The organism is Labilithrix sp. (assembly GCA_019637155.1).
Taxonomy (GTDB): Bacteria; Myxococcota_A; Polyangia; order Polyangiales; family Polyangiaceae; genus Labilithrix.
Genome location: JAHBWE010000031.1, coordinates 1 through 15,497 on the forward strand (window position 1 = coordinate 1; position 15,497 = coordinate 15,497).

Sequence of the window (15,497 nt, forward strand, 5' to 3'; positions counted from 1 at the left end):
CCGGCCGCGAAGCCGCCGCCGCCTGCGTCGAAGCCTGCGCCTCAGGCCGCGAAGTCGGCGCCCGCGAAGCCTGCGGCGAAGAACGCCTCCTCGAAGTCGTCCACGCCGCGAGGGCCGCGCATCCCGGAGAGCGCCGCGCGCCGCGCGATCGCGAGCGGCCCCACCTACGACGAGACCGCGCTCGGCGCCGACACCCCCGAGCTCCGCGCGCTCGCGGCGGCGGAGCGCGAGCTCTTCCCGCCCTCGCAGCGCGACCTCTCCTCGCCGTGGCCGGAGGAGCTGCCGTTCCCGGTCGCCGCGACCGACGACAAGCCGCGCGTGCACGCGTCCGGTCTCCCGCCCGCCCCGCCGCCGAGCGCGCCGCCGGTCACGTCGGAGAGCGGCAAGGACCTCGCGTGGCTCGCGACGCTGAACCTCCCCGATCTCCCTGTGCGCTGGGACGGGCGCGTGGTGCGGTACCTCGAGTTCTTCAAGGACGATCCGCGCGGCCGCGCGACGTTCACGCTCTGGCATCGCCGCTCGGGGCGCTACATCGCGCAGGTGCGGCGCACGCTCCGGAACAAGAGCCTCCCCGAAGACCTCGCCGCGCTCGCGATGATCGAGAGCGGGTTCACGCCCACCGCGCGATCGCCGGTCGGCGCGCTCGGCATGTGGCAGTTCATGGCCGAGACCGGCAAGATCTACGGCCTCATGCAGGACCGCTGGGCCGACCAGCGCATGAACGTCACGATCGCGACCGAGGCCGCGGCCGATCACCTCTCCGATCTCCATCGCCGCTTCGGGAGCTGGGACCTCGCGATGGCGGCGTACAACATGGGCTACGGCGGCGTGCTGCAGGCCGTGCGCCGCTACAACACGAACGACTACTGGGCGCTCTCGAAGCTCGAGGGATCGCTCCCGTGGGAGACGACGCTCTACGTCCCGAAGATCCTCGCCGCCGCCGTCGTCTCGCGGAACCTCGCCGCGTTCGGGTTCCAGGACGTGCAGCAGGACGCGGCGCTCGAGGGCGAGGAGGTGATGGTCGCGCCCGGCACCGCGCTCGCCACCGTCGCGCAGGCCTGCGGGACGACGACGAAGGAGGTCGAGGCGCTCAACACGGAGCTCCGCGCGTCGCGCACGCCGCCGTCGACCGAGGACTGGCGCGTGCTCGTCCCCGCCGGCAAGGCGGCGGGCTGCAGCGCGAGCCTCGCGAAGGCGCGGAAGGAGGCGCCGACCGAGCACTACACCGTCCGCTTCGGCGAGACGCTCGAGCAGGTCGCGCAGGCGCGCCGCACCACCGCGGCGAAGCTCGTCGATCTGAACGCGATCCAGCCGGGTGAGGTCATCCGCGGCGGCACCGTCCTCATCGTCCCGAAGATGGATCCGAACGCGCCCGCGGTCGCGGACGCGAAGACCGATCCGAAGAAGAGCGCGTCGAACGACAAGCCCGCCGTCATCGTCCCGCAGGACCTCTTCGTCTACCCCGATCGCAAGCGCGTCTTTTACCGCGTGCAGGTCGCGGACACGCTGAAGGACGTCGCGACCGCGTTCAAGGTCGGCACCGACGAGCTCCGCCGCTGGAACGACATCGATCCGTCCGCGCGCCTGGTGGAGGGCATGACGCTCCAGGTCTTCGCCCCGCCGTCGTGCGACCTCTCGCAGATGGTCGTCCTCGGCGAGAGCGACGTGCACACGATCGTCGCCGGCACGGAGGAGTTCTTCCGCCACTGGGAGGAGAAGGGCCGCCGCCGCACGGTCGTGACCGCGAAGGCAGGCGAGACGATCGAGCAGATCGGGCGCCGCTTCGGCGTGTCGCCCGCGCTGATGGAGCGCATCAACCGCCGCGGTCGCCGCGAGACCCTGTCCGAGGGCGAGCGCGTCGTCGTGTGGAGCCCGGGCCCGTCCGCGCCGCTCGCGGCGGACGCGCCGCAGCTCGCCGCCCTCGCGAAGCCGCCCGTCGTCCCCGAGCGCACGCCCCCGCTCGACAGCGCCCCCGCGCCGTCGCTCCTCCCCGCGCTGCCCTGACGCGATAGAATGACCGGGTGCGAAGGCTCGCGCCCCTCTTGCTCGGTCTCTCCGCCGTCGCGTGCAACGCGGTCGTGGGCTGGGGCGACCTCACGCGCGTCCGCGCGTCGGCGGAGGGCGAAGAGGACGGCGGCGACGAGGAGCCGACCGATCCGCAGAAGCCCGACGCCGCGCCGAAGGACGACGCCGGAGGCCCGCGCTGCGACCCGAACAAACCGTTCGGCGCGCCGGTGCCGCTCGCGGGCATGTCGACGTCGGTGCACGAGACCGGCGCGGCGCTGACGGGCGACGAGCTCGAGATCTTCTTCCAGCGCACGAGCGGCCTCGACGGCGGCACGATCCTCCGCGCGACGCGGACCTCGATCGACGTGGACTTCGATCCGCCGCAGGAGGTCACCGAGCTCGGGACGTCGGGCCTCCTCTACAGCCCCTCCGTCACCGCCGACGGCCTCTCGCTCTTCTACGCGCAGCTCGATCCGCAGAAGGGCTTCCGGATCATGAACGCCACCCGCACGACGCGGGGCCGCCAGTTCGATCGCATCCTCGACGTCGCGCGCATCGCCGCCGGCGCGGAGGACACGTTCCCATTCGTCACCGGCGACGGTCGCGCGCTCTTCTTCACGCGTGACATCGCCGCCAAGCGCGGCCGCATCTTCCGCGCCGAGCGCGACGACCTCGGCGAGTACGTGCAGCCCAAGCAGGTGGACGAGCTCGCGTCCTCCGCGGCGGAGGAGTCCGTGGCGGTGACGGCGGACGGGCTCCGCGTGTTCTTCGGATCGAGCCGCGCGGGCGGCCTCGGCGAGATGGACATCTGGACCGCGCGCCGCGACAAGGACACCGACGCGTGGTCGAACATCGAGCTCGTCCCGAACGTGAACACGGCGGAGACGGACTGGCCGCACTGGGTCTCGCCCGACGGCTGCCGCCTCTACCTGAGCAGCGTCGGCGCGCAGCCCGGCGACATCAAGATCGCGACGCGCCCGCGTTAGAACTTGTAGTTCACGCCGACGCCGAGGATGAGCGCGCGCGCGGCGTAGAGCCCGCCGTTGATCTTCTCGGTGTCGGTCGGGTTGCCCTTCACCGGGTTGACGCGCGGGACCTGCGCCTCGGCGGGATCGACGCTCGTGCCGTTCAGGAGCGCGAGGGCGGCGAGGGCGTCCATGCGCCAGTGCTGCCCGATGTGGAGGCCGCCGCCGACGCTCGCGACGACCTTGTCCGCGTCGTACGTCTGCGGCGCGACCCACGCCCGCGGCACGCCGCTCGTCTCGTACGAGATGCCGGCGCGGAGGTCGATCCAGTACTCCTTGAGCAGGTTCTTCAGCGAGTACTCGGTCCCGAGGCGGATCGAGTTCGAGTCCTGGAAGTTCTTCGGCAGCGAGATCGGCGCGACGCCGAAGGGGCTCGGGAAGCCGGTGATGTCGTGGAGCTTGATGTTCGAGGGGCGGATGTCGATCGAGTCGTGCATGCTCCAGAACTCGCGGACGTAGGCGAGCTCGATGCGGAGGCGCGACGCGTCGCCGAAGTCGGTGCGGAGCTCGGCGCCGACGCGCGCGACGGCGGGGAGCACGAAGCGGACGTTCGCGTCCTCGCCGACCTGGCGCGCGTTGTCGAAGGGCGCGGCGGTCGGGAGGCGGACCTTGATCTTCGCCGGCGCGTTCACCCAGAACGGCAGCTGCCCCGAGACGCCGAGGCGCAGGTACTTCGACGGCTCCGCGATCATCCCGAGGTTGCCGCTCGGCGAGACGATGGGGCCGACCGCGAGCTGGCTGAAGGCGTCGTACTGCGGGTCCTCCGGCGCGCCGATGAGGCGATCGGGCGGGCTCGCGCTGAACACCGTCGTCGCGTTGAAGTTGCCGACGAGCGCCTGGAGGCCGAGGCCGACGCGGAACTGCTCGATCGGCTTGTAGGCGAAGTAGCCGCCCGCGACGACGAGCGCCGAGCCCTCGAGCGAGACGAGCGAGTACCGCGAGGGGGCGGGCTGCCCGTTCACGTTGAGCGGGTAGCTCGCGATCGCGGTGTACGGCGCGAAGATGCCGATCGCGGCGGTGTACTCCTTCTCCTTCCCGAAGTTGTAGGAGCCCGCGATCGTGGGGATCGGCAAGAACGGCGAGCTGCCCTTCACCTGCGGGAAGTCGATCTGCCGCACCGTGCCGCCGGCGTCGGTGACGAGCGTGCTGCGCGTGTACTCCGCGCTGAAGTTGAGCCACGAGAAGTCGACGAGGACGCTGGAGCCCGCGTCGGCGAGGCCGGCCGGGTTGTACCAGATCGCCCCCAGGTCATCGGCGCCGGCGACGAACGCGCCCCCGCGTCCGAGCGGACGAACGCCGCGATCGGTCATGAACAGACCGCCCGCCTGCGCGCTCGACGAACCGAGCAGCACCGCGACGCCGAGAAGGAAGCTCCGGGACCTCACGCCTCCCGGCAGCGTACCGTCACTTCAGGCCGTTTCGTACGACTTCGTAGAACTGCTCGAGGCCGCGCTGCGGGTCGACGAGGAACTCGACGACGTTCTTGCTCATGTTCGCGTAGTCGGGCTGGCGGAGCGTGCCGTCGTACGGCTGGGTGGGGTCCTCGCGGTTCACGTCCGCGACGACGTCGATGATCACCTCGAGCGGGGTCTGGCCCTTGAAGTCGCCGTCCTTGATCGGCGTCACGACGCGCGCGAGGACGGAGGCGATGACCTGGTTCGGGTCGACCTCGTTGCGGCAGATCTCCTTGCCGTCCTTGTCGAAGTACTTGCCGCTCATGCGCGCGAGGAGCGCCATCTGCGCGTCGACGAGGCTCTTCTCCTTCACGCGGCCCTTGTCGTCGTAGGTCGAGCCGTCGACTGCGGCGGCGGCGACCTTGAGCAGCGGGATGAGGTTCTCGTCGTCGCGGAGGATCTGGAGCATGTCGTTCGTGGAGGCGAGGACGCTCCCGAGCGCGTCGTTCTGCGACGCGGCGTCGACGAGGTACTCCATCATCCGGTTCATCTCGCGGCGCGCCTCGGGGTCCTTGCGCATCGCGTCCATGACGTCGATGCCCGTCGTCGCGAGCGGGCCCGCGAGCGAGTCGGAGGCCTTCTCCACGAGCTCCTTGCGCGCCCACTCGCAGGTGGGGTGCGCGACGTTGTCGTCGAGCGGCGCGGCGAACGTGTTGGGGCAGTGTGCCCAGAGCTGCGAGCGCAACAGGTCGAGGATGACCGGCGTCATCTTCGGGATGCTCGGGTTCTTGAAGGAGCTGTTCGACTTGATGCCGCTCACGCCGAGGAACTGGTCGACGAGCTGCGAGCGCGCGCGCCGCCACCCCGCGCGGCGCTCCTTGTCGTTCGGGTTCTGCTCCTCGTACTTGTCGAAGGCGAGGTCGATGCCGAGGAGCGCGTTGGTGAGGAGGTAGGCCGGCGTCACCTGCGGCACCGTCGTGCCGTCGTTGCGCGTCGTCGTGACGTTGCCGGCGCGGTCGGTGAGCCGCTGCGCCTTCGCGCGGTCGGGGTCGAGCAGCGCGCGCGTGGCCGCGGCGGCGACCTGGATGCCGGAGAGGAGCTCGACCTGGTTCTCCGGGCAGACGCCGCCCTCGCCGGGCTGGACCTTGCAGGTCTTCACCGTGAGCGTCTCGAGCGCCTTCGTGAGCTCGCCGAGCGCGGGGACGACGTCGCCGCCGAAGGCCTCGGAGACGACGCCTTCGTAGCTGACCATGTCGTCGCGCGGGCAGTCCTTGCCGCCGGGAAGCTTGCACTCGCCGACCGACGCGTCGGGCCCGGGGAAGTGCTTGTAGAGCGAGGCGGAGAGCTCGAGGAAGAGGTCCTCGCGGCCGTGCGCGACGAAGGCGCTCACGAGCGGCTTGATCGCGTCGTAGAAGCCGAAGCTCTCGAGCGGGAAGAGCCCGTCCGGGTTGCGCTGCTGGAGCCACTCGCCGTCGGCGCAGTTGCGGAGGCCGCGGACCTTGCCGTCGGGGCGCGCGTCCTTCGCGTCGGGGGCGGGGTCGTCGATGATGCGCTCCGGGCACGCCGCGGTGCCCATGAACTCGCCCTGGAGGTCCTTGATGAAGGTGTTCGACTTCTGGTTCTTCGTGTCGTTCTCGAGGTCGAAGAACACGAGGCGGTTCAAGAAGCGCGGCGTCGGGGCGATCGCGGTGCCGAAGCCGAGGACGCCGCCGCCGGTGGGGTACATCCCGAGGATGCCGGCCGAGGCCTCGATGAGGCTCCCGGACGACGCGGCCGAGAGCACGCTCTTCCGCATGAAGATCGTGCCCGGGCGGGGGTCCACGTTCGCGGGCGCGTTGTGGTAGCCGTCGCCGATCGAGTCGACGTAGAAGACGCCGAGGTCGTCGATCTTGAAGACCTCGCACTCCTTGAAGGTGAGGAACGGGATGTCGGGGAGGCCGTCGACGTGGAGCTTCGCGTCGGGCTTGTTGCACGCCGCGACCCCGACCGTGTCGCTCACGGTCTTGAGGAACTGCATCAGCGCGCTGCGGTTGTCGCCCGTGATCGGCGCGCCGCGGTCGACCGGCGTCTTCGGGTCGCTCTTGCTCTTGGTCGTGAGGTTGAGCGCGGGACCGTTGATGTCGTCCCGGTCGTAGGTCATGTGGTCTTTGAAGCTCGCGAACTTCGAGAAGATGACGCCGAGGTTCTGCGACTCGGGCGCGGCGAACGCGGCGAGCACGTCCTCGAGGAGGCCCGGCTCCTTCACGAGCTTCGCCATGATGTCGAGCTGCTCGTCCCAGAACGTGGACTCGCGCGGGATCTTCGCCTCGTCGTGCTTCTGTGCGATGTCGAAGGCGGTGTTGATCGCGCCGGTGACGCGCGCCATCTCGCGGCTCTTCGTCGTGAAGAGCTCCCGCGACATCGAGAGCGTGAGGTCGGCGGTCTGGTCGCCGAGGATCGTGCCGAGCGCCCACATGACGTCGAGCATCGGCGACTCTTTCGTGCGGATGCCGTCGTAGGACACCTGCACGCCGTCGGCGTACGTCTTCGTCCGCGTCTCGCGCGGGCCCATCATGATCGGCAGGCCGCCCATCATGTCCATGAGCGTCTCGTGCTTCGCAGCGGGGTCGCTGTTCACGAGCGGCTTCATGTCCTTCATCATCTGCGCCGCGAACGTGCGGCTCGTGTCGATGTAGTCGTAGAGCAGGCCGCCGCCGGCGATCGCGCGGCCTTGCCCGTCGCGCGAGAACTCGGGGCTGCCGGCGAAGGCGAAGGGGGACGGGGCGAGCGAGCCGTTCGCGGTCTTGAAGTTGCCGACCTCGTCGACGTCGGGCAGCCCGTCGTCGTTCGCGTCGAGGAAGGGGGCGGGGACCTCGCCGTTGCGGACGCGCGCGTAGCCCCGCGAGTCGCGGCGGACGATGAAGCGGGAGGGGCCGTTCACGAACGCGTCGTCGTCCGTGAAGAGGACCTGCTGCAGCATCTCGATGTTGTCGCGCGGGCGCGAGATGAAGACGCGCCCGGTCGGGTCGGGCCGCGTGACGAGGGGCGGGAGCGGGTCGTCGGGCTTCACCGCGAGGAGCTCCTCGTGCGCGACCTCGAGCATCTTGTTGAACGCCGCGTTCGCGGGGCCGGCGATCGGGACGCGGTTGCCGTCGGCGTCGCGCTGCGGGTTCAGCTCGTACGGCTTCGAGTCGGCGGAGAGGAGGCGGAGGCTCGCGTTCGAGAGCTCGCGGAGGTGGGGGTACGCGACCATCGGCCGCGCGACGCCGAGCGCGGTCTCGATCGGGCGGTAGCCCTGGCGCGCGCTGATGCGCTGCCACGCCTTCTGCGCCTCCTCGTCCTTCTGGAACACGTCGACGACGCGCGCGAGCGAGGACGTCGACTGCGGGAGCGTCCCGTCGGTGTACAGCTCGCCCATGCGGCCGAGCATGTCGGCGAGCTGCTCGGTGAGGAGCCCCTCGCCGCTCTTCGCCGGCGCGTCGCAGCTCTTCGTCGGGTCGGCGTGGTCGAGGTCCTTGATCGGGATCTTCTCGTCGGCGGGGAACGTCGCGTCGAGCGCGCGAATGAGGTCGTCGCGCCGCCGCGCGAGCGCCTCGATCTTCCCGCACGCGCGATCGCGATCGACGCGCTGCTTCTCGACCGAGACGGGCTCGCCCTTCGTGTTGACGGCGCCCTCGGTCAGCGGGGGCAAGAGCGTGCGATCGACCTTGTCCGCGAACTCGCCCCCGGCCGGCTTGTGACAGACGCTACGGAACGACGCGCCGGTGAGGTCTTCCCGCAGCGCCTGCGCCGCGACGCGGTCGCAGAGGACGCCGTACATCTCCTGCCCCACCGACCCCCGCGCCGGGAGCTCCCGCGTCGTGTCGAACTCGTGGCACGCAGGCGCGACCGTCGCGACGAGGGCGATGCCGACGACGCCGAGGAGGCTGACGCGCCGCGCCGTCGTTCGTGCCCCATGGGTATCCGAATCGGGATGACTGGAGGATCCGTTCTGATCCAGATCACATCGGGTAGAGTCGGGGGACTCTGGTTTTGCGGCGTTCGGACTCCGTCGCATCAAGACACCCTCTCTTCACCAAGCGAAAGACGCGCCATGTTCGAGAAGACGACCGCCATCGTGCTTGCCGCGGGGCAGGGCACCCGCATGAAGAGCTCGTTGCCGAAGGTGATGCACACGGTGGCGGGTCGGCCCCTCGTTCATTATCCCGTACGCGCGGCGCTCGACGCCGGATGCGCGAACGTCGTCGTCGTCGTGGGACATGGCCGGGAGCAAGTCGAAGCATATCTGGCAAAGGCGTTCGGATCGAACGTCACGACGGCGGTGCAGAAAGAGCAGCGGGGGACGGGGGACGCGGCGAAGGCGGGGCTCTCCGGCGTCGGCACATCGTGCGAGCGCATCCTCCTTTTCTACGGCGACGTCCCGATGCTCCGGGCGGAGGACATCGGGCCGGTCGCGAAGAAGCTCGACGAGGCGCCGGACGCGGCGGTCGCGATGGCGACGTGCACGATCGACGATCCCACCGGCTACGGCCGCGTTCTCCGCGACGCGAAGGGCGAGATCGTCGAGATCCGCGAGCACCGCGACCTCGAGACGGACGCCGAGAAGGCGACGAAGGAGTGGAACCCCGGCATCTTCGCCGCGAGCCGCGCCTTCTTCGAGGAGGCGCTCGCGACGCTCGAGCCCAACAACGCGCAGGGCGAGTACTACCTCACGGACATCGTCGCGTACGCGATCGAGAAGGGGAGGCGCGTCGTCGGCGTGCACTCCGACGCGGCGGTGATGGACGGCGTCAACGACCGCCACCAGCTGGCGCAGATCGACCGCGCGATGGTGGAGCGCATCGTGAAGAAGCACCGCGTCGCGGGGGTGACCATCCGCGACGGCGCGCGCATCGAGGACGGCGTGACGATCGAGCAGGACGCGACGATCGAGAGCTTCGCGGTCCTGCGTGGAGAGACGAAGATCGGCAAGGGCGCGCTCGTCGACGTCGGCTGCGTGCTCACGAACGCGGTCGTCGACGCGGGCGCGGCGCTCAAGCCGTACAGCGTGGTGAGCGACGCGGTGGTCCGGACGCGCGCGCAGGTCGGGCCGTTTTCGCACTTGCGTCCCGAGAGCGAGGTCGGGGAGGAGGCGCACGTCGGCAACTTCGTCGAGCTGAAGAAGACGCGGCTCGACAAGGGCGCGAAGGCGAACCACCTCGCGTACCTCGGCGACGGCTTCGTCGGCGAGGGCGCGAACATCGGCGCCGGCACGATCTTCTGCAACTACGACGGCTTCTCGAAGCACGTCACCCGCATCGGCAAGGGCGCCTTCATCGGCTCCGACTCGCAGCTCGTCGCCCCCGTCACGATCGGCGACGGCGCCTACGTCGGCACCGGCACCACCGTGACGAAGGACGTCCCCCCCGACGCCCTCGCGATCGGCCGCGCGAAGCAGGAGAACAAGGAAGGCTACGGCCCCCGCCTCCGCGCCCGCTTGAAGGCGGAAAAGGAAGCCCGCGCCGCAAAGAAGACCTGACGCCACCGCGCCGCGCCCGCCCCTCCGCCGCGCCTGCGTCGCCTCTCCATCCGGTTGCCGCGCGCGGGGCCGTGTCGCCGCCTCTCCGTCTCGCTGCCGCAGCCGTGTCGTCGTCCGCTTCCGTCTCGTTGCCGCTCCCCGCGGCCGTGTCGTCGTCCGCCTTTCCGTATCGTTGCCGCGCGCGTGGATGAGGACGTCGTAGGTGAGGAGGCCCACCCGCGCCCCACGCGATCACGCCGAAACGTGAGACGACGTCGTGCGGGCCCAAAAAAAGAAAGCCAACCGCGCCCCCGCCGAAGCTTGCGGTGGCACCGGCCACGCGCCGCTCGCATATGCGCCGCCGCATCGCGTTGAAGCGGCGGGGAAAAGCTTCGCACCGCGCGGCTGCATCGCGTCGAAGCGGCGGGGGGAGAAAGCTTCGCACAGCGCCGCTGCTTCGCGTCGAAGGGGGGCGGGAGTCTCGTTGCGTGCGGGAACAAATTTCGGTGCGTCGTCGTCGTGGGGGCATGCGGCGCGGGATCGGCATCGGCGCGTTCGTCCTGCTGCTCGTGTGTGCGTGTGGGAAGTCGCGGCGTGTGATGGAGGTGAGCAGCAGCGGCGAGGGGTCGGGCTTTCATCCTGTCGAGCTGGATTGCGAGCCGTCGGGGCCTCCGCGGCGCTTCGAGATTCCGGCGCGGACGGCGGCGCTCGAGGAGGTCGCGACGCTCTCGAAGGTGCCGCAGGCCTTCGCCGCCGACCGGCGTGCCGTCTACTGGATCGACGACCTCCACGCCGTGCGGCGCGCCGAGCGATCGATGGTGACCGGATGGAACGTGCAGGAGCTCGCGCGCGAGGAGGAGCAGATCCTCGACCTCGCGGTGACGGCCGGCCGCGTCTACTGGACGACCACGCGGAGCGGCAAGCACTTCACGCTTCATGCGCGCTCGAAGGAGACGGGCGAGCGCTGGGTCCAGGAGGTCGAGTGGCCGGCGATGTCGAAGCTCGCCGTCCATGACGGCAGCGTGGTCTGGCTCTCCGAGCGCGGGCTCCGCGACGTCGACGACGAGATGCGCGCGAGCTGGACGTACGGGATCCCGATGCGTGACGGTGACCCTCTCCGCGCGGTCCTCGCCGTGGACCGCGCGCGCGTGTTCGCGCTCTTGCCGCTCGGCATCTACGCCGTCGAGCGCGGGCGGCAGGAGCCTCCGCGCCGGCTCTCGCAAGGGGTCACCGCCGTCGCCGCCGCGACCGACGGCAGGTTCCTCTACTGGCTCGAACGCGGCGAGTCGAGCGAAGCGCTCGAGGAGTGTAGGCCGTGCAGCATGGGGTATCGAACGCCGGAGCCGAAGCGCAGGGTCTACCGCCAAGGCCGGCTCCGCCGCCTTCCCGCCACCGGCGCCGCGAGTGAGGGGAGTGGGAGTGAGGCGAGCGAGCCCGAGGTCCTCGTGGGCGATCTCCCCGAGCCGCAGGGGCTCGTGATCGACGACGGAGTCGCGTGGATTTCGACCTCGGAGGGCCTCCTCCGGCTCGACCTCTCCGCCCGCGGCGCGCGGCCCGTGCTCGTCGCTCCCGACGCGCGCGGCGACGGCCGGCTCTTTCGCGTCGGCGGTGCGCTCGCGCTTGCCGCCGGGGACCCGCGGCCCCGCATCGTGCTCGCGGCGCCGTGAATACCTTGGCCTCGGCGCGGTTTTCCGGCATTTGTCATGGCGATGGACGCGCTCCGCATCCGCGCTACGGGCAAACCTCTCACGGGTCGCGTTCGCATCAGCGGCGCGAAGAACGCGGCGTTGCCGATCCTCTGCGCCACCCTCCTCTCCGACGGCGCGAGCAAGCTCCGCAACGTCCCGCGCCTCCGCGACATGGAGACGACCTCCGCGCTCCTCCGCTTCCTCGGGCGCGACGTCTCCTTCGCCGCGCCCGAGGTCAACGTCGCGGCGGGCTCGCAGGTGAAGCCCGAGGCGCCGTACGAGCTCGTGAAGCAGATGCGCGCGAGCGTGCTCGTGCTCGGTCCCCTCGTCGCGCGCTTCGGCCGCGCGAAGGTCTCGCTCCCCGGCGGCTGCGCGATCGGCGCGCGCCCGATCGATCAGCACCTGAAGGGCCTCGAGGCGATGGGCTGCACGATCAAGCTCGAACGCGGCTACGTCATCGCCGAGGGCCCGGGCGGCGGCGGGCGCCTCCGCGGGAGCGAGGTGTGCTTCGACATGCCGACCGTGACGGGCACCGAGAACCTCATGATGGCGGCGGCGCTCGCGAAGGGGCGCACCACCCTCGTCAACGCCGCGCGCGAGCCCGAGGTGGAGGAGCTCGGTCGCATCCTCAACAAGATGGGCGCGGAGGTGAACGGCGCCGGCACCGACGTCATCCACATCACGGGTCGCGATCGCGGCGACCTCGCCCCGTTCGATCACGCGATCATCCCGGACCGCATCGAGGCCGGAACGTACATGTGCGCCGCGGCGATGATCGAGGGCGGCGACGTCGTGATCGAGGGCGCCGAGATGGGCGACCTCGAGGCGCTCGCGACGAAGATGCGCCACGCCGGCGTCGAGGTGTCGAGCGAGAACCAGGACATCCGCGTGCGGCGCAAGGGCGCGCTCCGCGCGGTGAACATCACGACGAACCCGCACCCCGGCTTCCCGACCGACATGCAGGCGCAGTTCATGGCGCTGATGTGCCTCGCGAAGGGCGAGAGCGTCGTCTCGGAGATGATCTTCGAGAACCGCTTCATGCACGTGCCCGAGCTGCAGCGCATGGGCGCGAGCATCGTCGCGCGCGGCAACACCGCGGTGGTGCAGGGCGTCTCGAAGCTCTTCGGCGCGTCGGTCATGGCGACGGACCTCCGCGCGAGCGCGTCGCTCGTCATCGCGGGCCTCGCCGCGGACGCGGGCGAAGAGACGGAGGTGCGCCGCGTGTATCACCTCGATCGCGGCTACGAGCGCATCGAGGAGAAGCTCGGCGGCCTCGGCGGCGACGTGCAGCGGGTCAAAGGCGCGGAGGCGTGACCTCATCGGGCGTGACCTCATCGGACGCGCCGGCGCTGACGATCGCGCTCCCGAAGGGGCGCACGCTCCGGCCCGTGACCACGCTGCTCGCCGCCGCGGGGATGGAGGGCGCGGACGGGCACGACCTCGCGCACGCGCTCGACGAGGACAGCCGCGCGCTCGTGCGCCGCGGCACGTTCGCGGGCCGCGTCGTGCACCTGCTCCTGCTCAAGCCGGACGACGTCCCGACCTACGTCGAGTACGGCACCGCCGACCTCGGCGTCTGCGGTCGCGACGTCCTCGTCGAGCGCGAGATCGACGCGTACCTCCCGGTCGACCTCGGCATCGGTCGCTGTCGCCTCGTCGTCGCGGGGAAGATCGGCCCCGCGCCCGCCCTCGCGCGCATGCCCCGCATCGCGACGAAGTACCCGCGCACCGCCGCGCGCCACTTCGCCGAGCGCGGGGTCCAGGTCGAGATCGTGAACGTGCAGAGCTCGGTCGAGCTCGCGCCGCTCACCGGCCTCGCCGACCTCATCGTCGACCTCGTCGAGACCGGCCGCACGCTCGCGGAGAACGGCCTCGAGGTGAAGGAGGACGTCCTCGCCGTCTCCACCCTCCTCGTCGCGAACCGTGCATCTTACAAGCTTCGCGCCGACACCGCCGGCGCCCTCGTCCGCGCGCTCCGTCACGGCGCGCCGCCGTCGACGTAGGGCATGTCGAGGCGGAGGAGCGGCCGCCACTTCTTGATCGTGGACCGGCCGATGCCTTTCACGCGGAGCAGGTCCTCGATCCGCTGGAACCTCCCCATGCGCGCGCGCAGCGCGACGATGGCCTCGGCGCGCTTCGGCCCGACGCCGGGCAGCCGGCGGAGCTGCTCCGCGCTCGCGTAGTTGACGTAGACGGGATCGTCCGGCGTCGCGCGCGCGGACGACGGCGGCGGCGGCGTGAGCACCGGCGTCGAGGGCGGCTCCGCGGGTGGCGGCGGCGGCGGCGCAGGCACCGGCGCGCTCGCGAGCACCGGCGCCACCCCCGCGTCGAGCGACGTCGCCATGACGGTCGCGCGCGCCGCCGCGAAGCGCCCGATCCCCGCGAGCGCGACAAGACCAAGGACGAGCATGAGGACACGAACCGCGACGCCAGCCTTCTTCATCGACCCACCTCCGCGCCGCGCCACAACCACGAACCGGGCCAACACCCGACCCCAACGATTCCGCACCATTGCCGCCCGTGACCATATGGCCCGTGCCGGCCAGGGCCAGGCCAGATGCCAGCTAGAGCTCGCCCTGACCGCGGACGCTCGCCTCATCTCGCCTCATCCAGAAGGGGCCCCAGAAGCGGCCGCGCAAGCGGGCGCGAAGCGCCCCGAGCGCAAAGCGCGAGGGCCGTGTCTGGGGTAGGGGTGTCGGGGGCGGAGCCCCCGACGTTGAACAGTGATAGGGTTTGCGGCTAGGAGGCTTCGCTATGAACGAGAAGGAGTCGCGCGCGTTGGTCGAGAGGGAGCTCTCGTGGCCGAACCCTCACCTCGGGCGTCGTACGTTCCTGGGAGGCGCGGCCGCGGCGGCCGCCGCCGTGACCACGTTGACCTCGTCCACGGCGGACGCGAAGGACGCGAAGGACGCGAAGAGCCTCGCCGCCGCGCCGCCGGAGGGGTTCAGCCCCTTCAACGCGCCGGGCAAGGTCGTGAAGGTCACGAAGGCCGGGTGCCTCGAGGCGAACAAGATGTATCCCAAGGCGGACGACGCCAAGGAGATGCTCACGAAGGCGCTGACCGAGCTCACCGGCAAGCCGGATCTCGTCTCCGCGGTGAAGGAGTTCGTCCACCCGGACGACGTGATCGTCGTGAAGGTGAACGGCATCGCGCAGAAGCAGTTCGCGACGAACAAGGAGCTCGTCATTCCGTTCGTCGAGGCGATGGTCACCGCCGGGATGAAGCCGGAGAACATCACGCTGCTCGAGCAGTGGCACGGCTACTTCGCCGCGACGCGCATCACCGCGCAGAACGTGCCCTCCGGCGTGAAGATCCTCACGCATTCGAACGGGAACGCGACGATGGCGGAGCGCCCGATCCCCGGCACCGGCGGGGTGAAGACGCAGTTCACGCGCTACCTCACCGAGGCGACGGCGTGCATCAACTTCGCGCTCGTGAAGCACCACTCCATCTGCGGCTACACCGGCGCGATGAAGAACATGACGCACGGCTGCAGCGTCAACCCGGAGGCGTTCCACGCCCACCACGCGAGCCCGCAGATCGCGCTCATGTACGCGCAGGACGTGATCAAGAGCCGCGTCCGCCTCAACATCGCCGACGCGTTCAAGACGATGTGCGAAGGCGGCCCGCTCGGCAAGACGCCGCAGTTCCACAAGGTCTACGAGTCGGTCTTCGCCTCCACCGACCCCGTCGCGATCGACGCGATCGGCTGGGAGGTCATCGAGAAGCACCGCGCCGACTTCAAGCTGAAGCCGCTCGTCGATCAGGGCCAGGAGCCCTACTACATCAAGATCGGCCAGGACCTCGGCCTCGGCATCGCCGACCGCGCGCGCATCCAGCTGAAAGAATTCACGGTCTAGCTCCAAACTTGGGTCGGCGGTCCGGCGGACCGTATGATTTGGGGTC

At 70.5% G+C, this 15,497-nt stretch carries 10 protein-coding genes; 7 read left to right on the top strand and 3 right to left on the bottom strand.

Annotated features, from left to right (window positions below; translation table 11 throughout):
* The coding region (locus KF837_42175) for a transglycosylase SLT domain-containing protein (protein ID MBX3234006.1) at window positions 1-2,004 on the top strand (2,004 nt) is incomplete at its 5' end.
* Between the two features lie 17 nt (window positions 2,005-2,021).
* Window positions 2,022-2,993: a hypothetical protein gene (locus KF837_42180; protein ID MBX3234007.1), complete on the top strand. Its 972-nt coding sequence runs from the start codon at window positions 2,022-2,024 to the stop codon at window positions 2,991-2,993.
* On the opposite strand, the gene KF837_42185 is transcribed toward KF837_42180, so the two are convergent.
* Both KF837_42185 and KF837_42190 read right to left on the bottom strand, forming a co-directional pair.
* Window positions 2,990-4,417: an outer membrane protein transport protein gene (locus KF837_42185; GenBank protein MBX3234008.1), complete on the bottom strand. Its 1,428-nt coding sequence runs from the start codon at window positions 4,415-4,417 to the stop codon at window positions 2,990-2,992. The two genes, KF837_42180 and KF837_42185, sit on opposite strands and share 4 nt — an antisense overlap.
* A 19-nt stretch (window positions 4,418-4,436) precedes the next feature.
* Window positions 4,437-8,462, bottom strand: a complete 4,026-nt coding sequence (locus KF837_42190) for a hypothetical protein (GenBank protein ID MBX3234009.1) — start codon at window positions 8,460-8,462, stop codon at window positions 4,437-4,439.
* A 36-nt stretch (window positions 8,463-8,498) separates the two neighbouring features.
* Between KF837_42190 and glmU the strand changes: the two genes are divergently transcribed.
* From glmU to KF837_42210, 4 genes are all read left to right on the top strand, one after another.
* Window positions 8,499-9,923 (top strand): bifunctional UDP-N-acetylglucosamine diphosphorylase/glucosamine-1-phosphate N-acetyltransferase GlmU, encoded by a 1,425-nt coding sequence (gene glmU, locus KF837_42195; GenBank protein MBX3234010.1) that lies wholly within the window; start codon window positions 8,499-8,501, stop codon window positions 9,921-9,923.
* Window positions 9,924-10,429: 506 nt separating this feature from the next.
* A complete protein-coding gene (locus tag KF837_42200; protein MBX3234011.1) occupies window positions 10,430-11,569 on the top strand; it encodes a hypothetical protein in 1,140 nt (379 codons plus the stop codon).
* A gap of 42 nt (window positions 11,570-11,611) precedes the next feature.
* Complete coding sequence (gene murA / locus KF837_42205; GenBank protein MBX3234012.1) at window positions 11,612-12,904, top strand: UDP-N-acetylglucosamine 1-carboxyvinyltransferase; 1,293 nt, start codon at window positions 11,612-11,614, stop codon at window positions 12,902-12,904.
* A gap of 35 nt (window positions 12,905-12,939) precedes the next feature.
* Complete coding sequence (locus KF837_42210) at window positions 12,940-13,593, top strand: ATP phosphoribosyltransferase (GenBank protein MBX3234013.1); 654 nt, start codon at window positions 12,940-12,942, stop codon at window positions 13,591-13,593.
* Here KF837_42210 and KF837_42215 read toward each other — a convergent pair.
* Window positions 13,569-13,934: a ComEA family DNA-binding protein gene (locus KF837_42215; GenBank protein MBX3234014.1), complete on the bottom strand. Its 366-nt coding sequence runs from the start codon at window positions 13,932-13,934 to the stop codon at window positions 13,569-13,571. The two genes, KF837_42210 and KF837_42215, sit on opposite strands and share 25 nt — an antisense overlap.
* Window positions 13,935-14,344: 410 nt before the next feature.
* Between KF837_42215 and KF837_42220 the strand changes: the two genes are divergently transcribed.
* On the top strand, window positions 14,345-15,451 hold the full coding sequence (locus KF837_42220; protein ID MBX3234015.1) for a DUF362 domain-containing protein: 1,107 nt from the start codon (window positions 14,345-14,347) through the stop codon (window positions 15,449-15,451).
* Window positions 15,452-15,497: the final 46 nt, after the last annotated feature.

Excerpts from the sequence above, each read along its gene's own strand:
- KF837_42190 (MBX3234009.1), bottom strand. The coding sequence starts at position 8,462 with ATGCGACGGAGTCCGAACGCCGCAAAACCAGAGTCCCCCGACTCTACC.
- glmU (MBX3234010.1), top strand. The coding sequence starts at position 8,499 with ATGTTCGAGAAGACGACCGCCATCGTGCTTGCCGCGGGGCAGGGCACC.
- KF837_42200 (MBX3234011.1), top strand. The coding sequence starts at position 10,430 with ATGCGGCGCGGGATCGGCATCGGCGCGTTCGTCCTGCTGCTCGTGTGT.
- murA (MBX3234012.1), top strand. The coding sequence starts at position 11,612 with ATGGACGCGCTCCGCATCCGCGCTACGGGCAAACCTCTCACGGGTCGC.
- KF837_42215 (MBX3234014.1), bottom strand. The coding sequence starts at position 13,934 with ATGGCGACGTCGCTCGACGCGGGGGTGGCGCCGGTGCTCGCGAGCGCG.
- KF837_42220 (MBX3234015.1), top strand. The coding sequence starts at position 14,345 with ATGAACGAGAAGGAGTCGCGCGCGTTGGTCGAGAGGGAGCTCTCGTGG.